General features: G+C 63.6%; 16 protein-coding genes and 4 tRNA genes. 16 read left to right on the forward strand and 4 right to left on the reverse strand.

Annotated elements, in window-relative coordinates; genetic code table 11:
- Positions 1-13 precede the first annotated feature (13 nt).
- From ACTYOL_RS08395 to ACTYOL_RS08415, 5 genes are all read left to right on the forward strand, one after another.
- Positions 14-89 (forward strand) — tRNA-Val (locus ACTYOL_RS08395).
- A gap of 79 nt (positions 90-168) precedes the next feature.
- A tRNA-Asp gene (locus ACTYOL_RS08400) sits at positions 169-245 on the forward strand.
- Between the two features lie 99 nt (positions 246-344).
- Positions 345-421: transfer RNA gene (locus ACTYOL_RS08405), tRNA-Asp, on the forward strand.
- Between the two features lie 139 nt (positions 422-560).
- Positions 561-637 (forward strand) — tRNA-Asp (locus ACTYOL_RS08410).
- 258 nt (positions 638-895) lie between these two features.
- Positions 896-1765 (forward strand): DUF2242 domain-containing protein, encoded by an 870-nt coding sequence (locus ACTYOL_RS08415; protein WP_197889836.1) that lies wholly within the window; start codon positions 896-898, stop codon positions 1763-1765.
- Positions 1766-2003: 238 nt separating this feature from the next.
- On the opposite strand, the gene ACTYOL_RS08420 is transcribed toward ACTYOL_RS08415, so the two are convergent.
- Positions 2004-3044: an AraC family transcriptional regulator gene (locus tag ACTYOL_RS08420; RefSeq protein ID WP_197889835.1), complete on the reverse strand. Its 1041-nt coding sequence runs from the start codon at positions 3042-3044 to the stop codon at positions 2004-2006.
- 4 nt (positions 3045-3048) lie between these two features.
- Complete coding sequence (locus ACTYOL_RS08425; RefSeq protein WP_444757769.1) at positions 3049-4167, reverse strand: nitrilase-related carbon-nitrogen hydrolase; 1119 nt, start codon at positions 4165-4167, stop codon at positions 3049-3051.
- Between the two features lie 186 nt (positions 4168-4353).
- Here ACTYOL_RS08425 and ACTYOL_RS08430 point away from each other — a divergent pair, with 186 nt between their 5' ends.
- The 3 genes from ACTYOL_RS08430 to ACTYOL_RS08440 all read left to right on the forward strand — a co-directional run bounded on the left by ACTYOL_RS08430 (position 4354) and on the right by ACTYOL_RS08440 (position 11351).
- A complete protein-coding gene (locus tag ACTYOL_RS08430) occupies positions 4354-6390 on the forward strand; it encodes an oxidoreductase (RefSeq protein WP_200603642.1) in 2037 nt (678 codons plus the stop codon).
- A gap of 85 nt (positions 6391-6475) precedes the next feature.
- Positions 6476-10417: a dermonecrotic toxin domain-containing protein gene (locus ACTYOL_RS08435; protein ID WP_444757770.1), complete on the forward strand. Its 3942-nt coding sequence runs from the start codon at positions 6476-6478 to the stop codon at positions 10415-10417.
- Between the two features lie 34 nt (positions 10418-10451).
- The gene (locus ACTYOL_RS08440; protein WP_197889832.1) at positions 10452-11351 is read left to right on the forward strand and encodes a 1-aminocyclopropane-1-carboxylate deaminase/D-cysteine desulfhydrase; all 900 of its coding nucleotides are present in this window, start codon (positions 10452-10454) and stop codon (positions 11349-11351) included.
- Here ACTYOL_RS08440 and ACTYOL_RS08445 read toward each other — a convergent pair.
- Positions 11342-11887, reverse strand: a complete 546-nt coding sequence (locus ACTYOL_RS08445; protein WP_323454513.1) for a cytochrome b — start codon at positions 11885-11887, stop codon at positions 11342-11344. The genes ACTYOL_RS08440 and ACTYOL_RS08445 overlap by 10 nt on opposite strands.
- Positions 11888-12038: 151 nt before the next feature.
- Positions 12039-13073, reverse strand: coding sequence for a DUF1853 family protein (locus ACTYOL_RS08450; protein WP_444757771.1), 1035 nt, complete (start codon positions 13071-13073; stop codon positions 12039-12041).
- Between ACTYOL_RS08450 and ACTYOL_RS08455 the strand changes: the two genes are divergently transcribed.
- From ACTYOL_RS08455 to ACTYOL_RS08490, 8 genes are all read left to right on the forward strand, one after another.
- The gene (locus tag ACTYOL_RS08455) at positions 13072-13962 is read left to right on the forward strand and encodes an NAD(+) kinase (protein WP_054893119.1); all 891 of its coding nucleotides are present in this window, start codon (positions 13072-13074) and stop codon (positions 13960-13962) included. The genes ACTYOL_RS08450 and ACTYOL_RS08455 overlap by 2 nt on opposite strands.
- Positions 13959-14933, forward strand: a complete 975-nt coding sequence (locus ACTYOL_RS08460; protein WP_178117541.1) for a metallophosphoesterase — start codon at positions 13959-13961, stop codon at positions 14931-14933. Before ACTYOL_RS08455 ends, ACTYOL_RS08460 begins: the two co-directional genes overlap by 4 nt.
- Positions 14930-15802 carry a rhomboid family intramembrane serine protease gene (locus ACTYOL_RS08465; RefSeq protein WP_444757772.1) on the forward strand — a complete coding sequence of 291 codons (873 nt, stop codon included), beginning with the start codon at positions 14930-14932 and terminating at the stop codon, positions 15800-15802. Before ACTYOL_RS08460 ends, ACTYOL_RS08465 begins: the two co-directional genes overlap by 4 nt.
- A gap of 20 nt (positions 15803-15822) precedes the next feature.
- Positions 15823-16083, forward strand: coding sequence for a YeaC family protein (locus tag ACTYOL_RS08470; RefSeq protein ID WP_054893122.1), 261 nt, complete (start codon positions 15823-15825; stop codon positions 16081-16083).
- Complete coding sequence (locus ACTYOL_RS08475; RefSeq protein ID WP_063543897.1) at positions 16080-16910, forward strand: DUF2797 domain-containing protein; 831 nt, start codon at positions 16080-16082, stop codon at positions 16908-16910. The genes ACTYOL_RS08470 and ACTYOL_RS08475 overlap by 4 nt, the downstream gene beginning before the upstream one ends.
- Before the next feature lie 13 nt (positions 16911-16923).
- Positions 16924-19584 (forward strand): aminopeptidase N, encoded by a 2661-nt coding sequence (gene pepN, locus ACTYOL_RS08480; protein WP_444757773.1) that lies wholly within the window; start codon positions 16924-16926, stop codon positions 19582-19584.
- 234 nt (positions 19585-19818) lie between these two features.
- The gene (locus ACTYOL_RS08485) at positions 19819-20841 is read left to right on the forward strand and encodes a YCF48-related protein (RefSeq protein WP_200603638.1); all 1023 of its coding nucleotides are present in this window, start codon (positions 19819-19821) and stop codon (positions 20839-20841) included.
- Positions 20842-20861: 20 nt separating this feature from the next.
- Positions 20862-23234: an efflux RND transporter permease subunit gene (locus ACTYOL_RS08490; protein ID WP_444758134.1), complete on the forward strand. Its 2373-nt coding sequence runs from the start codon at positions 20862-20864 to the stop codon at positions 23232-23234.
- Position 23235: the final 1 nt, after the last annotated feature.

The following is a 23235-nucleotide window of genomic DNA, read 5'->3' on the forward strand; positions in this document are numbered from 1 at the left end:
AGCAACATCGCGAGGGTGATTAGCTCAGCCGGGAGAGCATCTGCCTTACAAGCAGAGGGTCGGCGGTTCGATCCCGTCATCACCCACCACTTCCTGAGATTGTTCCTGACCCGGGGCGCTTCGAAAGAGGCTTCCTACCAGAGAGGAACAGGACGCAAGTCCACATGCGCAGCGGTAGTTCAGTCGGTTAGAATACCGGCCTGTCACGCCGGGGGTCGCGGGTTCGAGTCCCGTCCGCTGCGCCACTTATTTCAACAGATGGGTGAGCTTCACCGGTCTGTGGCATGAAGGCAAGACCTTCCTGCCAGATCCCAGTTTCAAGCAGGTTACGGCCTGCAAGATACGCAGCGGTAGTTCAGTCGGTTAGAATACCGGCCTGTCACGCCGGGGGTCGCGGGTTCGAGTCCCGTCCGCTGCGCCATCTTCTGCTTCGAGGCCCTAGAACTCCTCCAAGCGACATTGAAGGCGATAAACCAATCGCCTTTTTTGTGCCTGCAACACCAGCGTCATGCGCTGGCATGCAGATCCCAGTTTCAAGCAGGCTTCGGCCTGTGCGATACGCAGCGGTAGTTCAGTCGGTTAGAATACCGGCCTGTCACGCCGGGGGTCGCGGGTTCGAGTCCCGTCCGCTGCGCCATATTCGCTCCGAGGTCACTGAACCCCTCGAGGCACAAAGAAAGCGACCTTAGGGTCGCTTTTTTTTGTTTCTGTGGCCTGGTAAATGGCTAGTGCCGACCTTGGTATCAATCGCCAGTGCGGTTAGACATCTGCGTGGAGCTGACGGGGTCACTCCGAACATTTACCTGATGCTGACAGACTCTTCACCGACCAGCGGTTTCAGCGACCCAGCGATGTGTTGCACAATAGGCACCATTCGTTCTTCCCGGAATTGACAATGTCCAGATCTACCGTCTCTGTAGCGCTCGGGCTGGCCCTGGTGCTGGCGGGTGTTTCCGGCTGTTCCTCGAAAAAGGCAGCGATCTACGAACACGAGAACTTCGACGACTCGGGGACGTTCTCGCGCAGCTTCCAGGTCAGCGATGCCGGGTCGTGCGAAGCCGCGCGCCGGGCATTGCTGAGCCAGGGCTATATCATCACCAGCAGTGACGCGAGCCAGGTGGCGGGCAACAAGAGCTTCCAGCAGAACGCTGAGAACCACCTGCAGATCAGCTTCAACATCACCTGCGCCCCCGACAGCAGCGACGATCAGCGTTCGACGATCTTTGCCAACGCCCTGCAGGATCGCTACACCCTGAAAAAATCCAACACCTCGGCCAGCCTCGGTGTAGGCATCCTCGGCTCGGTGTCGATGCCGATCGGCTCCACCGACGACTCCATGGTCAAGGTGGCCAGCGAAACCGTGACTTCGCCGCAGTTCTACGAGCGTTATTTCGCGCTGGTCGAAAGCTACCTGCCAAAACCGAAGAAGCAGAAAAAGGCCGCCCCTCAGGTGGAGGCGCCCAAGCCTGAAAAACCGGCGCAGGAGTTGGGCTTGCCCGAGCCTGCGGCATTGGCCCCGGCCGCACAGCCAGCGGCGGTACCGGTGTCTGGCAGCGCGCCGCAGGTCGAGCCGGCAGCGCCGGTGACTCCTTCGGAGCACGCGCCATCGCCGACCGCTGCAGCACCGGCCGCCAGCGAGGCGCCCGCGGCGCCAGTGGTCGACGATAGCCAGGGCTCCCAGCCTATCGCGCCGCCGGTCGAAGCTGCGCCGATCCAGGTGCAGCAAGCGGCACCCACCGGCGAGTCGGTACCTTCGTCACTCTAGGGAAATGCTTCATCTGCTGTTACACACGTACTGCGGTTAACGACCTGAACGCCTGCTACGTTTATTCCTCATGGGGATGTCATGATTCCTTCATCCGGCCCGCTTAGCTTGATGGCCAGACCCATGAAAAAATGAATGCAAGAGGACGCAGGCCAATGGACGACTATCAGGAAGAACTTCTCGAATTCCAGGCATACGAACTGGATACCCCGGAGCCGGCGGAAGACGCCACCGAGCTCTAGCCTACTTGCCGCTGATGGCGGCGAAACTCCCCCGGTGTCAGCCTCGTCCAGCGCTTGAATGCGCGCTGGAAGGCTTCGGCCGATGCAAATCCCAGCAGATAGGCGATTTCACCGAAGGCCAGCTCCGTGTCGCGGATGTAGGTTTCGGCGAGGTCGCGTCGGGTGTCATTGAGCAGGCCGCGAAAGCTCGAGCCTTCCTCGGCCAGCTTGCGACGCAAGGTCCAGGTGGGCAATTGCAGGTGGCGTGACACTTCCTCCAGGTCAGGCTCCCGTCCGCCGTTGAGCAATGGGCCGAGCAGATGTGTGATGCGCTCGCCCAGGCTACGCACACGCGTGCGCTGGGTCAGCTCCGCCTCGCACAGTTGCAGCAGGTGCTGCCAGGTGCTGGGGCAGTGGTGTGGGTTGCCCAGCGCGAGCGCGGCCTGGCCGAGGCGCAGCTGGTTGCTGGCGGCACCGAACTGCACGGGCGTGCTGCACAACGGTTGGTACAGGGTACTGTAGGCGGGCGCCTCGAACTCGATTTCCATGCGTTCGGCCAGCAGCGGCGTGCCAGCCAGCCCTGACAGCTGTGCCAGCCAGCCGGCCAGCAACGAATCGACCACGAAGCGGTTGTAGGTGTTGTACGGGCTGATCGAATAAAAGCGCAGCCAGGCCCCTTGGGCGTCTTCGATGAAGGCCGAGCTGCCACGATAGTTGGCAGCGTACAGCGGCTCATAGCGCAGCAGGGTACGCGCGGCCTCACGCACGTTCGGGGCTTGCGCTGCCGTCACGCCTGCCAGGCCGGCCTGGGCGAGGCGGCTCAGGCGTCCCATGCGCAGCCCAAGGGCGGGCTCGGCACTGAGCTCGATGGCTGCGTGCCCCAGGTGCATGTAGCGGGGAATCGACAGGCGGGCACCGGCTTCGTTCATGCGCATGGCATCCAGCCCATAACGTTGCAGCAGCGGTGCCGGGTCATATCCGAGCTCCTGCAGGGCTTCGGTCAGGGGCTGGACGAAACCTACCGAGAGGTCACCCAGGCGCACGCGTGGCTGGCGCATGCCCTTACAGCCAGAGGTTCAGCAGGCGGGCACCCTGGCTGGGATTGCCAGCCAGTTGCGCGCCCGCCTGGTTGGCAAAGCCCTGGCCGTCGCTGCCCAGCTCCCAGAACTGGCCGCGCAGGAAGACACTGATGCTTGGCAGCTTGGGGTTGGCGGCCAGGATCAGTTGACGCCAAGCCGCCTCTTCACTGACTTCGCCCTTGCTCAGCGGCAACTGGTTGGCAGCCTGTTGGTGGCGGTTGCCGCGCCAGGGTTCCTGCCAACTTCCCTTGCCACTGAGAAACACCGGATTGGCGATCAGTTGCACCGACTGGTGAGCCAACAGGTCATGGTTGCGCGGATACCAGCTGTCGCTGCCCACCAGTACACCCAGGCGCCCCGCCGGGGTCTGCACGACCTGCAGCGGCTGGGCCTGGCCATCTTGAATGAAACGACGGACCTCGCTATCGGCGTATTGCTGCAACTGCGGCTGGCCAAGCGGCGTGCCATCGCTGGCGAACACCAGGCTGCTGTTGAACAGGGGGCCTTTGCCGACGTGCAACTGGCCCTCCTCGACATAGGGCGACGGCAGCACGATGGAGCCGGCCACCAGGGTGACGCCGAACTCGCGGGCCAGGCCGCCAAACAGTTGCTGGTAGTCAGCGGCCATCTGCCGCGCCTTCATGCGCAGGTGCGCGTCGGAGCGGCGATCATCACCAGTGGCCGCCAGCATGGCCAGGCCGTAGCGCACGGGGTTGCTCAGCTCCAGCCACTGCCAGGCCTCGCGGAACTGGGTGACCTGGTACAGCTCCTTTTTCTCGCCGCGGGCCCAGAGCCAGGTGCCGATGTGCTCGGGTAGCACCACCACCGTTCGCGGGTTGACCAAGCCTTGGGCACGGGCCTGTTCCAGATAGGCCGAGAGCTTGCGGTGCAGGCGCCCGAGGTTCTGGTAGTCGCTGGGGTAGAGCAGCGGCTCGATGCCCAGCAGGTTGCCGTGCTCGCCGGGTACGCCCTGGTTGAGCGCCAGTTCGATGCGCAAATCGGACAGGTAATGACCTTCCGGGCGCTGTTGGGTCCAGAAGCCATAGCTGAACAGGGCGGCGATCATCACCAGCGCCAGGGCGCTTGCAAGGAGTTTGCGCATGAAGCGGTACGGCATCTTGAGGCCAAGGGTGCTCTAGGGTAGTCCCGCTGTGCAGCAGGATCAATAAGTTGTCAGTTTCGATCATTGAGCCAGTTCAAACGCCTGTTTAATGTCGACGGCAGACAAACGACGGGGCCCGTGTGAGGCACCCGCATTCCGTGATCACGCCTCATCAGGAGTCCCTCCATGGCTGCCGAACGTTACCCACACCTGTTGGCCCCGCTCGATCTGGGCTTCACCACCCTGCGTAACCGCACCCTGATGGGCTCCATGCACACCGGTCTCGAAGAGCGCCCGGGTGGCTTCGAGCGGATGGCCGCCTACTTTGCCGAACGTGCCCGTGGCGGGGTGGGCCTGATGGTGACCGGCGGTATTGCGCCGAATGACGAGGGTGGCGTGTACTCCGGTGCGGCCAAGCTCAGCACCGACGAAGAAGCCGATAAGCATCGGATCGTCACCGAGGCGGTGCACGCGGCTGGGGGCAAGATCTGCCTGCAGATCCTGCATGCCGGTCGCTACGCCTACAGCCCCCGGCAGGTGGCGCCCAGTGCCATCCAGGCACCGATCAACCCGTTCAAGCCCAAGGAGCTGGACGAGGCGGGCATCCAGAAGCAGATCGATGACTTTGTGAACTGTTCGGTACTGGCCCAGCGTGCCGGCTACGACGGCGTCGAGATCATGGGTTCGGAAGGCTACTTCATCAACCAGTTCCTCGCCGCGCACACCAACCACCGCACCGACCGCTGGGGTGGCAGCTACGAGAACCGTATGCGTCTAGCGGTAGAGATCGTCGGACGCGTACGTGAAGCGGTGGGCCGTGAGTTCATCATCATCTTCCGCCTGTCGATGCTCGATCTGGTCGAGGGTGGCAGCAACTGGGACGAGATCGTGCAGTTGGCCAAGGCCATCGAGCAGGCGGGCGCCACCTTGATCAACACTGGCATCGGCTGGCACGAAGCGCGCATCCCGACCATCGCGACCAAGGTGCCGCGCGCAGCGTTCAGCAAGGTCACCGCCAAACTGCGCGGCGCAGTGCAGATCCCGCTGATTACCACCAACCGCATCAACACGCCCGAAGTGGCCGAAGCCGTGTTGGCCGAAGGCGATGCCGACATGGTATCGATGGCCCGGCCCTTCCTCGCCGACCCTGACTTCGTCAACAAGGCTGCCGAGGGCCGCGCGGACGAGATCAACACCTGCATCGGCTGCAACCAGGCCTGTCTGGACCACACCTTCGGCGGCAAGCTGACCAGTTGCCTGGTGAACCCGCGTGCCTGCCACGAGACCGAGCTCAACTACCTGCCGGTACGTGCGGTGAAACGCATCGCCGTGGTCGGCGCAGGGCCTGCTGGCCTCGCTGCGGCGACGGTCGCCGCCGAGCGTGGGCACGAGGTGACCCTGTTCGATGCCAGCGCCGAGATGGGTGGGCAGTTCAATGTGGCCAAGCGTGTACCGGGCAAGGAAGAGTTCTTCGAGACCCTGCGCTACTTCGCCAACAAAGTGAAGAACAGCGGCGTGACGCTGCGCCTGGACACCCGTGTCGGTGTCGACGAACTGGCGGCGGGCGGCTTCGACGAGATTATCCTGGCTACCGGGATCACCCCACGTACGCCAACCATCCCCGGGGTCGAGCATGCCAAGGTTCTGAGCTACCTTGATGTGCTACTCGAGCGCAAGCCAGTAGGTGAGCGGGTTGCCGTGATCGGCGCCGGTGGTATCGGGTTTGACGTCAGCGAGTACCTGGTGCACAAGGGCATCGCCACCAGCCAGGATCGCGCTGCGTTCTGGAAGGAGTGGGGTATCGATGCCAGCCTTGAAGCCCGCGGCGGTATCGCGGGGGTCAAGCCTGAACCCCATGCCCCGGCACGCCAGGTCTATCTGTTGCAGCGCAAGAAGACCAAGGTCGGCGACGGCCTGGGCAAGACCACTGGCTGGATTCACCGTACGGGTCTCAAGAACAAACAGGTACAGATGCTCAACAGCGTCGATTACCTGAAGATCGATGATGCGGGCCTGCATGTGCGCATTGGCGAAGGCGAACCGCAGGTGCTGGCGGTGGACAACGTGGTGATCTGCGCCGGGCAGGAGCCGCAGCGCGAGCTGTATGAAGGGCTGCTGGCCAAGGGGCAATCGGTGCACCTGATCGGTGGTGCGGATGTCGCTGCCGAGCTCGATGCCAAGCGTGCGATCAACCAGGGATCGCGTCTGGCAGCGGAGCTCTAGGAAGACCGAACTGCAAATACATACTTAGCACCGACTGTCCGCCTGGTGGCGGCAACCTCTCGATTTTTCAAAAGAGATTGCCGCCATGACCCATCCCCCGCAACCCCAGCCGCTTGCCGCCGAACTGCCGGATCAATTCCCGCAAACCGATGCCCTGCCCACGCTCGGCGCGTCGGCCCTTGCGCTGTTCGAGGCACAGTTGCCGGGCCTGCTGGCGCGTGCCCCCTACCTGTTGCAATTCATCGACGACGAGGGCTCCGAGGAGCGTACGGTCACCCATGGCCACACCCTGAAGAGCCTGGTCGAGTCCGCACGCCTGGGGCAGACTACGGCTGATCTCTTCGACCCGGCACAGGCGGTGCTGTCGTCGAGCGCCAGTTCGCTGGCCGAAGCCGACCTGATTGCGGACGTGACCCTGGATCAGGTGCACGACGCCTTGAAGCTTATAGACGCCAAGACGGTGCTCAGCCGCTTCGAGGTCGATGCGCAAACCTACTGGGAGGTTCCCGCGCAGCTGTCGTTGGCCCCTCGGCAACTGGCCATGGAGCAGCAGGTGCGCGCGAGCCTGGCGGATGATGTGCAACTGCTGGAGAGCGTCGGAACGCTCACTGCCCAAGCCAGGGCGCTGATCGAAGACATCGTCGCCCACCCCCGTTTCTCCGACCGCAGCGTGCCAAGAGGTGTCTATGACCTGACGGTGCGCACCGGTGGAAGCTCGAAGTCCTTCTCTTTGCCAGGCATGCTGGTCCTCAGCGAAATCCCGGCCGGCTACGACCCGGCACTGTCCTACGTTACCGAGCGGCAGGCTCTGACCGGCGAAGCTGTGCTGTATTGCAGCGGGCACTTCGGTTTCATCCGTCGTCACGACAACCTCCAGGCCACCCTGGATGGGGTGCGCAAGGCATTGTTGGAGGATCGCGCCTGGGGCTTGGCCTTGTTGATGCGCCTGGCACCGGAGGCGCAGCAGGCGTTGCTGGAAGAATGGGAGCGCGAAGACGCAAGCTTCGAAGTGAGAGCCGGGGTGATCGAGGGCAATCCGTTCGAGCACCTGGCCAGACAGCAGTGTGAGGCCTGGCGTGCGAGCGCGACCTGCGAGCAGCGCGGTGTATGGGATGATCGTATCGGCCTGGATGTATCGCGTGCACGTTCCACGCAGGTGCTGGTGGCGTTCGAGGCCGAACGCCAGTCGTTGCGGGCGCAACTACCAGATGGTCTGCGCAACCTTGGCCAAGCGCAGCAAGACATGCTGGATGGCCTGTTGCTGGACATTGCCCAGCAGCAGAGCCTCGCCGAGGACTATTGGCAGCAGTTACCCGCTTTCGAGGATTTCGCCCGTGATCGGATTCGCGCCGAGTTGCGCAAGGACGGGCAGGATTTGGACCCCCGTGCTGTCACCGTCGAGATCGACGTCGTCCAATACAGCCCCGAGTTGCCAGAGTCGGAGCTTGCGCCGGGCGTCACTCCTGATCTTGGACAGGCGCAAAGCGTGCAGAGCGAGTGCTCGTTGCTCGAATACATCGCCATGCGCATGGATGCCAGGGCCGACGCCAGTTGGACGGTCGATTTCAGTGGCGTTACTCAGGCTCAGTCACGCTATCTTTCCAGTACTCGGCTGGCCAGCCTGATCCAGCGGCTTGACCTGCAGACGCACTATCGACAAGCAATCAGCGACGCGTTGAAGACACCGTCCGATGGCGAAACCAAGGGCCTGCACCAGCGGCGCCACGATGCTGCGACAAGCCTGTTCGAGAAACGTCTGCGGCTCGATGCGTTCCTGGCGCATGCTACCGGTGACCTTGACGATTCCGGGTATCAGGCTGTCCAGGACATTCTGGATCATCCATCGCCGGACCAGCGGCCTATACGCGAAGGGCAGCGTGCCGAGTTGCAGTGGCTCACGCTGGGTGGCAACTCTCTGCGTGACGTGCTGATCTTCCATGAAGTGGGTGAGTCGTCACTGATCTGCTATACACCCGGCCATCCATCTGGCAAGCCGTTCAGGCGTCACAGCTCTCGCAGTGCGCTGCGCAGCGTGCTGGCCCAGGAGCTCGAAGGTCTCCAACGGATGTCCCCGTGGCCTGCAAGCACTGAGTACTGGGTGTCGCGGTTCGGCCGTCATCAGCTCGGGGCCGCCTTGCCTCTGTTGCTCCGCATCGCTGATGGCAAGGCCGGTGCAGAGCTGGCGACGCAAACCCTCAACCAACCGATAGGCAAGGCAATTTTCAATTATCGCATCGCTTATCTGCTGGCCGAAGGTAACAGCCTGGCGGTTTCCGATGCCGAGTTGCGGCTGGAGCGTGGCCTGGATATCGCTGTCACCGTGTTCCGCGTGCTGAGCGCGCTGATTCCTGCGCGGGTCATGACCGTGCTCGACCTGGCAGAGCTTGGCTACTACATGTTCAACAGCTATGCGGCGCTGGCCAGCGGGCAGCGCGAGCAGGCCGGAACCTATGCCCTAGAGGCCTTGACCAGCCTGAGCGGCCTGGCTAACGCAAAGTTCTACCGGTTCAAGGCTCCCGCTGCTTCGGGAGTGCCGCTGCGACTGGTGAGCGGCAGCGGTGTACGGTCGGTCGTCGCGATCGACGAAGTGCCCAAGCCTCAGGGCGCGCCCTTTGTCATTTCTCACGGCCTGCGCAGTGGGTTACTGGTCTTCGATGGCCGGTTGAACGTGTCTTTGCAGGGCCGTTACTACCCCGTCTACGAAGTGCGTGACCCGCTGCAACGCACGTCGACTTTTTATATCGGATCAGGCGACGGGGTTCAAAGCCGCTCGTTGTTTTCCAATCCCGATCCAAGAATCGAACGTGATCCACGTACAGGCGATTGGCTGATCGTGCGCCGCCCGGGGTTGCTGGGCGGAATGGATCAACCGCTGCCGGTTCGGCCAATGCCGCTGAAGGTGATGCGTGGCGTCCGAGAAAGCGCCAATAGCAGTGGCAGGACTTTCCGGATCATGGACGGCACCCAGGAGGTGGAGGTGCTGTTCGATCTGGATTATTGCTGCTGGTACTCATCTTCCAAAGGTCGTTATTACCGGCGGGATGAGCAGACGAATACCTATCTGGGCGCCGTCGACCCTGGCCCTGCGGCTTCTCGATTGGAGCGCCAGCAAGCGCGCCTGGAACTGGAGTGTCTCCAGCGGCCGGTGTTGCCAGAGCTGCCGCCGAGCAGTGGGCTGGAGCTGCTCCCGAAGGTTATCCACCAGATCTGGATCGGCAGCGCAGACAGTCTGATTGCGTCTCACGACTCCACGCTCAAGGGCAACATCGAGATGGCACGGGCCGGCGGTTATCAGTTGCATCTGCATTTTCTAGGCCGCAGCGGATGGGGGGTGAACAATGCGTTGCAGCTGCGCAAGCTACGCTCGCGCTACCCAGGAGCGACCTGCACGTCCTTGAAGGGAGACGCGTTCTTCAAGGATTTCGAGGAGGGTCCGCAGGGTGAGGTGTTCAAGTTCTTCCTGCGGCCGGAAACCCGCAACTATGCGGCGGCCTGCGACGCCTTGCGCTACAAGTTGATAGATGAGTTGGGCGGGGTGTACATGGACATGGACGATGTGCTGCTCCGCCCGCTGCCTCAGTTGGCATTGCGCCCTGGGCAACTGGCGGTGGGCGGGGTGGTGAGCAACGCGACCCTGATGCTCAACGGCCCCAACAACAGTCATTTCGCCTCGCTCAAGGGCAATCCATTGCTCGATGCGGTGTTGCGGGAAATGTCCCAGCGTTTCAGCGCTAGTCGCAAGCTTGGGCATCGTCCGAAGTTTTCCGATCCTGGTTTCACCGAGTACATGCGTGAGGTATCACGGGTGACTGGCCCTGGTCTGCTCAATACGATGCGGCACAGCGCCAGCGCGATCGAGAAGGCCTTGACCGAGGCGAAGCTGTATATCTTCCACTCGCAGGACAACGGCGTACGTCCCGAGCGCGCGGTATTTGAATGGGTGAAGCGCGTTTCCGCGCTGCTGACGCCACTGGAAGACTACATCAATGTCGGCAATGCCCACAGCTGGAAGACGGGGCGCCGTTGACCTGCTAACGTGCGGGCTTTTCGGGGTGCTATAGATGTTCGATGGACTTTCCGGCTCCACCGCCGCGCCCCTGCAAAGCCTGCACCTGCCCTGGTTGGCGCACGCTGATGTGGCGTGCGCGGTGTTGCGTCTGGACCTGATCGACCCACTGGTCAGTGGCAACAAGTGGTTCAAGCTGCAGCACCACCTGCGTGCTGCCCGGAAGGCCAACGCACCTGGCCTGATCAGTCTGGGCGGCAACCATTCCAATCATTTGCACGCCTTGGCCGCTGCGGGCAGGCGCTTCGGCTTCGCCACCGCCGGGTTGTTGCGAGGCCAGCGGCAAGACACCCCGACCGTCCGTGATCTGGAAGCGCTGGGCATGACCTTGCACTGGTTGGGCTACGGTGGTTATCGGGCGCGCCACGCGCCAGGCTTCTGGCAACCCTGGCAGGCGCGTTATCCCGGCTGGCATTGCATCCCCGAAGGTGGGGGCGGTATGGAAGGTGCCCTGGGATGTGGGCAGATCGTCGAGCAGGCGCGAGCGCAATTGGCGTCGATCGGTTGGGATGATTATCACGCCTGGTGGCTGGCGGTGGGCACCGGCACCACGCTGGCAGGCCTGGTACTGGCCGAGCAGGGCGCGCATCCGGTGCATGGCGCCTTGGCGGTGCCGCGCGATCATGGTGTGGAGCAGGGCATTGCGCAACTGGCGGGTACAGCGGGCTATTGCCTGTACGATGCCTGCCGCGGCGGATTCGCCCGGCGCGATGACGCGTTGCTGGCATTCATCGCAGACAGCGAGCGGTACAGCGGTCTGCCACTCGAAGCGCTCTACACAGGGAAAGCGCTGTTGGCGCTGCGTGAGCAGGTCGAGGCCGGGCGATTTTCACCCGGCACCCGCCTGATCTTCGTTCATACCGGTGGCCTGCAGGGGCGGCGCGGCTACTTGTAAGGCAGCATGCGCAGCAGTGTGTTGTCCCGGCGTACGTAGTGGTGGTACAGCCCGGCAACGGCATGCAGCCCGATCAGCCAGTAGCCCCAGGTGCCGATGCGTTCATGCCAGCCCTTGATGAACTTTGCCTGGTCCGGATCCTGGCCGATCAGTGCAGGCAGCTCCAGCCCAAAGAATGGTATTGGCTTGCCCGCAGCGCTGAGGATCAGCCAGCCGGCCAGTGGCATGCCGATCATCAGCAGGTACAACAGCACGTGGACCAGATGGGAGAGGCCGGTCTGCCAGGCGGGTGGCTTGGGCACGATCGGTGGTGTCGGGCGCGCCAGGCGCATGGCCAGGCGCAGCCATACCAGCACGAACACGGTGAGCCCGAGCATGAAGTGCAGGCTCTTCATCAGGTCGCGCTCGGCGCTGTCCTTGGGGAACAGGCCGCGCAGCTCGATGCAGGCATAGACGGCGGCCAGCAGCACCAGCATCAGCCAGTGCAAGGTGATGGACAGGCGCGCATAGTGTGGCCCGGGAGTGGATGAAACCATGGTCGGTCCTCGTCATCAGGTTGGATGGGCGCTCTTGCTGGCGCCTGATGTGGACTTTAGCGCGTCGATTGGTAATTTTTCGTTGTTTCAGGTCGGTTGTTTCGATGATTTTTGGGCTCGGAACGGCATTTTCTCGAGCACTGGTCGTGGGTCATCCCGACAAGTGTGGCCAGCTGTCACTCACCAGAAACACTCGCTCCGCCTCTTGCCAGGCGCCTTCGCCATCCTCCTCCAACCTCACCAGCAATTGTGCCGCGGCTCCTTCCTCCAGGCGCCACAGCCAGGCTGAAAAACCCGCCGCCCCCCAGTGATCTCCAGCCTCGACCCGTGCAGGTGCCAGCCAGGCATGGCGTTGCAGCGGTTGCCAGAGTGCCGTTGGGTGAGCGCTGGCATACTGCGCCCACTCGCGTCGATGCAGCCATCGCCCGCGCAGGTGCGCAGGGTTGGCCCCGAAGGGGGCCGTGAGTTGCCCTGGCCATGGATGGAAAAGATAGCCACCCAGCCACAGGTGCGACTGCAGATCGCCCACCTGCAGTTGATTCAGGACTTCCCGGCTTTCGGCCCGAGCCGAGATCGGCAACTGATGTGCGACCAGGTGCGCCAGCTTGCTGCCCAGGCGGTCGTGGCAGCCTGGCCCCAGCCACTGCGCCGGGTCATGGGCATCAGACTGATCCGGCCCGAGGTAAAGCTTGATCGCCAGTTCCAGGTGATGGTCGCCCGTGCGATCGCGCAGCAGGATATCCAGCTCACCCAAGGTTTGCCCGCCTTGGCGGATTGCCAGGTTGGCAGCCAGCAGTTCGACACCGGGTGCCTGTTGCAGGGCGAACTGCCAGAGGCTTTCGTAGTACAGCCCCAACCGCCGGCTGGTGAGGCGCGCCAGCCACGTCTGCAAGGGCTGCGCATCATGGTCGAGAGCCAGCAGCCAGTCGCGTAACCGCCCCGGATCGTCCGCCCAGCCGCTGGCCGCCAGCGGATGGCGTTGCGGGCAGGGCGGTTCGCTCAGCAGCGGCGGCGACAGCAGCGTCCACGCCAGATCACGCACGGCAGGGTGGCGGAGCTGGCGGGGCAGGGCATGGAGGTCGGTGAAGGGTGTCATCCTGCGAGCATAGCCGGTTTGCCGCTGGCCGGTCGTTTCGCCCATAATCCAGGCATTGTCACCCGCCGCAGAGCCTTGCAGGAGCCCCATGGAGCAATTTCGCAATATCGGTATCATCGGACGCCTCGGCAGCTCGCAGGTGCTCGACACCATTCGCCGACTGAAGAAGTTCCTGCTCGAGCGCCACCTGCACGTGATCCTCGAGGACACTATCGCCGAAGTGCTGCCTGGCCACGGCCTGCAGACCTCCACGCGCAAGCTGCTGGGCGAGGTCTGCGACCTGGTCATCGTCGTCGGTGGCGACGGCAGTTTGTTGGGCGCCGCCCGAGCGCTGGCCCGGCATAACATCCCGGTGCTGGGCATCAACCGCGGCAACCTCGGCTTTCTCACCGACATTCGCCCCGACGAGCTGGAAACCAAGGTCGCCGAGGTGCTCGACGGCCACTACCTGGTCGAGAACCGCTTCCTGCTGCAGGCCGAGGTTCGCCGCCACAACGAGGCCATTGGCCAGGGCGACGCGCTCAACGATGTGGTGCTGCACCCAGGCAAGTCGACGCGGATGATCGAGTTCGAGATCTACATCGACGGCCAGTTCGTCTGCAGCCAGAAGGCCGACGGCCTGATCGTCGCCACGCCCACGGGGTCCACCGCCTACGCGCTGTCTGCCGGCGGCCCGATCATGCACCCCAAGCTCGATGCCATCGTCATCGTGCCGATGTACCCGCACACCCTGTCTGGCCGGCCGATCGTGGTCGATGGCAACAGCGAGCTGAAGATCGTGGTCGCCAAGGACCTGCAGATCTACCCACAGGTCTCCTGTGACGGGCAGAACCACTTCACCTGCGCTCCAGGCGACACCATCACGGTGAGCAAGAAGCCACAGAAGCTGCGCCTGATCCATCCGCTGGATCATAACTACTACGAAGTCTGCCGCACCAAGCTTGGCTGGGGCAGTCGCCTGGGGGGCAGGGACGACTGATGCTCGATCCGGCACGCAGTTTCGACATCATCGGCGACGTTCACGGTTGTGCGTTGACCCTCGAACGCCTGCTCGACACCCTTGGCTACACGCGCACGGGCGGTGTCTGGCGCCATCCGCGGCGCCAGGCGCTGTTCCTCGGCGACATCGTCGACCGTGGCCCGCGCATCCGCGAGGCGCTGCATATCGTCCACGACATGGTCGAAGCCGGCCAGGCCCACTGCATCATGGGCAATCACGAGTACAACGCCCTGGGCTGGGTCACGCCGGCGCTCCCCGGCAGCGGCAAGGCCTTCGTGCGTGAGCACACGCCGCGTCATGCCCGCCTGATCGACGAGACCCTCACCCAGTTCGCCCAGCATCCCGGCGACTGGCACGATTTCATCCAGTGGTTCTACACCCTGCCGCTGTTCGTCGACGCCGGGCGTTTCCGTCTGGTGCATGCCTGCTGGGATCATCAACTGATCGCACAGCTGCGCGCCCAGTACCCGGACGGCCGTATCGACGAACACTTCGTGCAGGCCTCGGCGGTGTCGGGAAGCTTCGCCTCGACCGTGTGCAACCGCCTGCTGCGCGGCACCGACATGCGCCTGCCGGACGGCCTCACGCTGACCGGCGGCGACGGTCTGACCCGCGCCTTCTTCCGCACCAAGTTCTGGGAAGAAGACCCACAAACCTATGGCGACATCGTGTTCCAACCTGATGCGCTGCCCGAGGAAGTGGCCCGCGCGCCGCTCAGCCACAGCCAGAAGAACGCCCTGCTGCGTTATTCGGAGGATGAGCCACTGCTGTTCGTCGGCCATTACTGGCGCAGCGGCCACCCCGCGCCGATTCGCGCCAACCTGGCCTGCCTGGACTACAGCGCGGTGCTCTACGGCAAGCTGGCCGCCTACCGGCTGGACGACGAAACCCGCATCGACCCGCACAAGTTCGTCTGGGTCGATGTCGACCGACCGCAGGCCAGCCAATGAACGTGATCGAAGCGATGCGTCTGCCGCTGGGTGTCGACCTCAGTGGTTTCGTTGCCTTGTTGCGGCGCCTCGAGGTGCCGCACCGGGTGGTCGAGGAGGGCAGTGAGCAGGTGCTCTGGGTACCGCCCGCCATGGCCGCGCAGGTGCTCGAGCTCTACCGGCGCTACCCTGACGGCAATGCCGATGTGGAGCCGGTCATGGACGCAGGCTTGCCGGCGAGCGAGCCGGCCCGGCCCCCGCTGAAGGAACAGTTGCGCGCCTGCAAGGTTACCGCTGGGATGCTGCTGCTGTGCATGGCCGTCGTTGGCTTGACCGGCCTGGGCGAAAACCTCTCGACCCTGAGCTGGTTCACCTTCCAGGACTACCAGGTACAGGGCGACTACCTTTACTTCGTGCCGCTGGCGCAGAGTCTGGGCGAGGGCCAGTGGTGGCGCCTGGTGTCGCCCATGCTGCTGCACTTCGGCGTTCTGCACCTGGCCATGAACGGGCTGTGGTACTGGGAGCTGGGGCGGCGCATCGAATTGCGCCAGGGGCCCTGGGCGTTGCTGGCGCTGACCCTGGTGTTCAGCCTGGTGTCGAACCTGGCCCAGCATTTCATCGGCGGCCCGAACCTGTTCGGTGGGCTGTCCGGAGTGCTCTATGGCTTGCTCGGTTACCTCTGGCTCTACCAGTGGCTGGCGCCCACCCCATTGTTCAGCCTGCCTCGTGGCGTGCTGGTGATGATGCTCATCTGGCTGGTGATCTGCCTCAGTGGTGTGGTCGGCCAGCTCGGCTTCGGCCAGATCGCCAATGCCGCACACGTCGGCGGGCTGCTCATCGGATGCCTGACAGGCCTCTTGGGTGGACTGCTGGCGCGGCGTAAACTGTAGGCTTGATTTAGGAGACGCTCATGTCCACTTTCGCGCAAATGATCGAAAACATCACCCCCGAGATCTACCAGAGCCTGAAGACGGCGGTGGAAATCGGCAAATGGTCCGATGGCCGCAAGCTCACCGCCGAGCAGAAGGAGCTGTCGCTGCAAGCGGTGATTGCCTGGGAAATCCAGAACCTGCCCGAGGAAGAGCGCACCGGCTACATGGGGCCGCAGGAATGCGCCTCCAAGTCCGCGCCGATCCCCAACATCCTGTTCAAGTCGGACTCGGTACATTGATCGAACTCGCTCGTGGCTCCTTGAGCAAGATGGCGGTGCGTCTCGAAGCACCGGTCGTGCAGTACAGCTTTCGCCTCGGTGAGGAGCAGGTGCCGGTCAACCCGTTGATCGGCCAGTCGCTGCGTCTGGAATACCTCGGTGCGATCCACTGCACCCATTGCGGCAAGCGCACCAAGACCAGTTTCAGCCAGGGCTACTGCTACCCCTGCATGACCAAGCTGGCCCAGTGCGATGTGTGCATCATGGCCCCTGAACGCTGCCACTACGACGCCGGCACCTGCCGCGAGCCGTCGTGGGGCGAGCAGTTCTGCATGACCGACCATGTGGTGTACCTGGCCAACTCGTCGGGCATCAAGGTGGGCATCACCCGTGCCACGCAACTGCCCACCCGCTGGCTCGACCAGGGCGCCAGCCAGGCACTGCCGATCATGCGCGTGGCCACTCGCCAGCAGTCGGGCCTGGTCGAAGACCTGCTGCGCAGCCAGGTACCGGACCGCACCAACTGGCGCACCCTGCTCAAGGGCGATGCCGAGGTACTGGACCTGGTCGCGGTGCGCGAACAGATCTTCGATGCCTGCGCCGAAGGCCTGCGCGAGCTGCAAGGCCGCTTCGGCCTGCAGGCGATCCAACCGTTGCCCGACGCCGAAGTGGTCGAGATGCGCTACCCGGTCCAGGCCTACCCGAAGAAGATCGTCAGCTTCAACCTGGACAAGGACCCGGTGGTGGAAGGCACGCTGCTGGGCATCAAGGGCCAGTACCTGATCTTCGACACCGGCGTGATCAATATTCGCAAGTACACGGCCTACCAGCTGGCCGTGCTCCAGTAAAAGGATCGTCACCATGCGTACCGAACAACCGCAAGTGATCTACCTCAAGGACTATCAGGCGCCCGAGTACCTGATCGACGAGACGCACCTGACCTTCGAGCTGTTCGAGGACCACACGCTGGTCCATGCGCAACTGGTCATGCGCCGCAACCCCGAGCGCGGCGCCGGCTTGCCGCCGCTGGTGCTCGATGGCCAGCAGCTGGAGCTGAAGCGCGCCGCGCTGGATGACCAGGAGCTGCAGGCCGGTGACTACCAGCTCGATGACAGCAGCCTGACCCTCCACCCCAAATCTGAGCGCTTCACCCTCGACACCAGCGTGAAGATTCACCCGGAAAGCAACACCGCGCTGGAAGGCCTGTACAAGTCCGGCAAGATGTTCTGCACCCAGTGCGAAGCCGAAGGTTTCCGCAAGATCACCTACTACCTCGACCGCCCGGATGTGATGAGCACCTTCACCACCACGGTGATCGCCGAGCAGCACCGCTACCCTGTGCTGCTGTCCAATGGCAACCCGGTCGGCAGCGGCCCGGCAGAAGACGGCCGTCACTGGGCAACCTGGGAAGACCCGTTCAAGAAGCCGGCCTACCTCTTTGCGCTGGTCGCGGGCGATCTCTGGTGCGTCGAGGACAGCTTCACCCGCCAGTCGGGTCGCGACGTGACCCTGCGCATCTACGTCGAACCCGAGAACATCGACAAGTGCGACCACGCGATGGTCAGCCTGAAGAAGTCCATGCGCTGGGACGAAGAGGTCTATGGCCGTGAATACGACCTGGACATCTTCATGATCGTGGCGGTCAACGACTTCAACATGGGCGCCATGGAAAACAAGGGCCTGAACATCTTCAACTCCAGTTGCGTGCTGGCCCGCGCCGAAACCGCCACCGATGCCGCCCACCAGCGCATCGAAGGGGTGGTCGCCCACGAGTACTTCCACAACTGGTCGGGCAACCGCGTGACCTGCCGCGACTGGTTCCAACTGTCGCTCAAGGAAGGCTTCACGGTGTTCCGCGATGCCGAGTTCAGCGCCGACATGAACTCGCGCACGGTCAAGCGCATCGAGGACGTCGCCTACCTGCGCACCCACCAGTTCGCCGAAGACGCCGGCCCCATGGCCCATCCGGTGCGCCCGGACAGCTTCATCGAGATCTCCAACTTCTACACCCTGACCGTGTACGAGAAGGGCGCCGAAGTGGTAGGCATGGTCCGTACCCTGCTGGGCGCCGAGGGCTTCCGCAAGGGCAGCGACCTGTACTTCGAGCGTCATGATGGCCAGGCGGTGACCACCGACGACTTCATCAAGGCCATGGAAGACGCCAACGGCGTCGACCTGACCCAGTTCAAGCGCTGGTACAGCCAAGCTGGCACGCCGCGTCTTGAGGTCAGCGAAACCTACGATGCCGCGGCACAGACCTACAGCCTGACCTTCCGCCAGAGCTGCCCGCAGACGCCGGACAAGCTCGACAAGCTGCCATTCGTGATTCCGGTGGCGTTGGGGCTGCTCGATGCTCAGGGCAATGACCTGCCGCTGCAATTGGCCGGTGAAACAGCTGCTGACGTCGCTACCCAGCGCGTGCTGTCGGTGACCGAGGCCGAGCAGACCTTCACCTTCCAGGGCATCGTCGCCAAGCCGCTTCCGTCATTGCTGCGTGGCTTCAGTGCGCCGGTCAAGCTGAGCTTCCCCTACGACCGCGACCAGCTGATGTTCCTCATGCAGCACGACAGCGACGGCTTCAACCGCTGGGAAGCGGGCCAGCAGCTGGCCGTGCAGGTGCTGCAGGAGCTGATCGGCCAGCATCAGCGCGGCGAAGCGCTGAAACTCGACCCACGGCTGATCACCGCCTTGGGTACGGTGCTGGGCAACCAGTCGCTGGACCCGGCCATGGTCGCGGAGATGCTGTCGCTGCCCGGCGAGGCCTACCTCACCGAGATCAGCCAGGTGGCTGACGTCGACGCGATTCATACGGCCCGCGAGTTCGCCCGCAAGCAGATCGCCGAGCAGTTGTTCGATGCGCTGTGGGCGCGCTACCAGGCCAACCGCCAGGTGTCGCGCAGCACTGCTTATGTAGCCGCAGCCGAGCACTTCGCCCGCCGCAGCCTGCAGAACATCGCGCTGTCGTACCTGATGCTCGCTGGCAAGTCGCAGGTGCTGGAAGCGACCCTCGAGCAGTTCGAGCACGCCGACAACATGACCGAGCGCCTGACCGCGCTGGCAGTGCTGGTCAACTCGCCGTTCGAAGCCGAGCGCGCCAAGGCGCTCGAGGCCTTCGCCGAGCACTTCAAGGACAACCCCCTGGTCATGGACCAGTGGTTCAGCGTGCAGGCGGCAAGCAGCCTTCCGGGCGGGCTGGCGCGGGTCAAGGCGCTGATGCAGCACCCGGCCTTCACCCTGAAGAACCCGAACAAGGTGCGCGCGCTGGTCGGCGCCTTTGCCGGGCAGAATCTGGTCAACTTCCACGCCGGCGACGGTTCGGGTTATCGCTTCCTGGCGGACCTGGTGATCGAGCTCAACGCGCTCAATCCGCAGATCGCCTCGCGCCAACTGGCGCCGCTGACCCGCTGGCGCAAGTACGATGCTGCGCGTCAGGCGCTGATGAAGGGCGAGCTGGAGCGGATTCTCGCTTCCGGGGCACTGTCCAGTGATGTGTATGAGGTGGTGAGCAAGAGCCTGGCTTGATTCACTTTTAAACCGGGCTGGCCTATTCGCGGGCAAGCCCGCTCCCACAAGGATCAGGGAGCGGGCTTGCCCGCGATGCTTTTTGGCGGTTAACAAAACATAACGTCCCGCCCGTTGTGTTCGCGCGATTTTCCCCGATAGGATGGCCCAAAGCTATTGCAGGGCTCTGGATCAAGGGTTTTCGCAGTACCTGCAAGGCATTGACCCACTACAAGAACACAACAGGGGGCGGTCATGAGGGAATGGCTGAAGGCGGATGCCAGGCGCGGAGCCTTGGCGTTGACGGCCAGCGCGTTACTGGCGCTGGGCACATGGGCAGGTACCGCACAGGCCGCGGCCGTGGCCGAATATTCGGTGGAATCGGCCAAGGCCAGCCAGAGCCTGCTGATCGACGCCGTGCACGCCGGCAAGCGCCTGGTGGTGGTCGGCGATCGCGGCCATATCCTGTTCTCCGACGACCAGGGCAAGACCTGGACTCAGGCTCGGGTGCCAACCCGTCAACTGCTCACCGCCGTGTTCTTCCTCGACGACAAGCGTGGTTGGGCAGTCGGCCATGACGCGCAGATTCTCGCCAGCAACGACGGCGGGGCAACCTGGAGCAAGCAGTTCGAAGACCTCTCCCGTGAAGCCCCGCTGCTCGATGTGCGTTTCGTCGATGCCCAGCACGGCTTCGCCGTCGGCGCCTATGGTGCGCTGCTGGAAACCACCGACGGTGGGCAGAACTGGCAGGACGTCGCCGAGCGTCTCGACAACCCCGACCAGTTGCACCTCAATGGCATCACCCAGGTGAAGGATGCCGGCCTGTTCATCGTGGGCGAGCAGGGCAGCATGTTCCGCTCCAGCGACGACGGCCAGACCTGGTCGCACGTCGAAAGCCCCTACGAGGGCTCGCTGTTCGGCGTGACCGGCACTGGGCAGGCGCACACGCTGCTGGCTTACGGACTGCGCGGCAACCTGTTCCGCTCCACCGACTTTGGCGACACCTGGCAAGCCATCCCGCTGGAGGCGGGACGAGGGGCGCTCGAATTCGGCCTGGCAAACGCTACGCTTCTCGATGATGGCAGCCTCGTCGTGGTCGGCAACGGTGGCAGCGTGCTGCGCAGCCGCGACGACGGACAGACGTTCACGGTCTACAACCGCGCCGATCGCATCGCGCTGTCCGGTGTCAGCGGTCTGGCCGATGGCGGCCTGCTGCTGGTGGGGCAGGGTGGCGTACACCTGGCCACCGCCGAAGGCGCCCAGGAGGCTCGGCCATGACCCGTCCGGAGAATTTCAACATGCCCCACCACAAGGACAAGGCCACCCTGCTCGAGCGGCTGATCTTCAACAACCGCCCCGTGGTCATCGCCCTGTGCGTGCTGGTGAGCATCTTCCTGTTCTGGCAGGCCACGCAGATTCGCCCCTCCACCAGCTTCGAGAAGATGATCCCGCTGCAGCACCCGTTCATCGAACAGATGATGGAGCATCGCAATGACCTGGCCAACCTCGGCAACACCGTGCGCATTTCGGTCGAGGCGGTCAACGGCGACATCTTCGACAAGGACTACATGGAGACCCTGCGCCAGATCCACGACGAGGTGTTCTACATCCCCGGCGTCGACCGTGCCGGGCTGAAGTCGTTGTGGAGCCCGAGCGTGCGCTGGAGCGAGGTGACCGAGGAAGGTTTCTCTGGCGGCGAGGTGATCCCCAACACCTACAATGGCTCGCAGGACAGCCTCGACACCTTGCGTGACAACGTGCTCAAGTCTGGCCAGGTCGGGCGCCTGGTGGCCAACAACTTCAAGTCGAGCATCGTCGACATTCCGCTGCTGGAAAACTTCCCCGACCCACAAGACCCGGGCAAGCTGACCAAGCTGGACTACCAGAAATTCTCCCACCAACTGGAAGAGAAGATCCGCAACAAGTTCCAGGCGCAGAACCCGAACGTGAAGATCCACATCGTCGGCTTCGCCAAGAAGGTCGGTGACCTTATCGACGGCCTGGTGATGGTGGCGATGTTCTTCGGGGTTGCGCTGGTCATCACCTGGGCGTTGCTGTACTGGTTCACCTGGTGCATTCGCAGCACCATCGCCGTGCTCATCACCACGCTGGTGGCGGTGGTATGGCAGCTAGGGCTGATGCATGCGGTCGGCTTCGGCCTCGATCCTTACTCGATGCTGGTGCCGTTCCTGATCTTCGCCATCGGTATCTCGCACGGGGTGCAGAAGATCAACGGCATCGCCTTGCAGTCCAGCGATGCCGACAACGCCCTGACCGCAGCGCGGCGCACCTTCCGCCAGTTGTTCCTGCCGGGGATGATCGCCATCCTCGCTGACGCCGTGGGCTTCATCACCTTGCTGATCATCGACATTGGCGTGATCCGCGAACTGGCCATCGGGGCCTCGATCGGTGTGGCGGTCATCGTCTTCACCAACCTGATCCTGCTGCCGGTCGCGATCAGCTACGTCGGCATCAGCCAGAAGGCCATCGCCCGCAGCAAGAAGGACGCGGTCTGCGAGCACCCGTTCTGGCGCCTGCTGTCGAACTTCGCCAGCCCCAAGGTGGCGCCGGTGTCGATCGCACTCGCGCTGGTCGCCTTTGCCGGCGGTCTCTGGTACAGCCAGAACCTGAAGATCGGCGACCTCGACCAGGGCGCGCCGGAGCTGCGTCCGGATTCGCGCTACAACCAGGACAACAGCTTCATCATCAACAACTACTCGACCAGTTCGGATGTGCTGGTGATCATGGTCAAGACCCCGGCAGAGAGCTGCTCGATCCACTCGACCATGGCGCCGATCGACGAGCTGATGTGGACCATGGACAACACGCCGGGCGTGCAGTCGACCATCTCCCTGGTGACCGTGTCCAAGCAGGTCATCAAGGGCATGAACGAGGGCAGCCTGAAGTGGGAGACCCTCTCGCGCAACCCGGACATCCTCAACAACTCCATCGCCCGCGCAGACGGCCTGTACAACGCCGACTGCTCGCTGGCGCCGGTGCTGGTGTTCCTCAACGACCACAAGGCCGAGACCCTCGAGCGCGTCACCACGGCGGCCAAGGCCTTTGCCGATGCGCACAACAAGGAAGGCCTGCAGTTCCTCATGGCGGCCGGTAACGCCGGCATCGAGGCGGCCACCAACGAGGTGATCAAGTCGGCCGAGCTGACCATCCTGATCCTGGTGTACATCTGCGTGGCGGTGATGTGCATGATCACCTTCCGCTCCTTCGCCGCCACCCTGTGCATCGTTCTGCCGCTGGTCCTGACCTCGGTACTGGGCAACGCGCTGATGGCGTTCATGGGCATTGGCGTGAAGGTCGCGACGCTACCGGTGGTCGCCCTCGGCGTGGGCATCGGTGTGGACTACGGCATCTACATCTACAGCCGTCTGGAAAGCTTCCTGCGTGCGGGTCTGCCGCTGCAGGAAGCCTATTACGAGACCCTGCGCTCCACCGGCAAGGCGGTGCTGTTCACCGGCCTGTGCCTGGCGATCGGCGTGTGCACCTGGATTTTCTCGGCGATCAAGTTCCAGGCCGACATGGGCCTGATGCTGACCTTCATGCTGCTGTGGAACATGTTCGGCGCGTTGTGGCTGCTGCCGGCGCTGGCACGGTTCCTGATCAAGCCCGAGAAGATGGTGGGCAAGGAGGGGGGCTCGATCTTCGCCCATTGAG

The sequence above is a fragment of the Pseudomonas sp. A014 genome, assembly GCF_052378495.1.
GTDB classification, from domain to species: domain Bacteria; phylum Pseudomonadota; class Gammaproteobacteria; order Pseudomonadales; family Pseudomonadaceae; genus Aquipseudomonas; species Aquipseudomonas machongensis.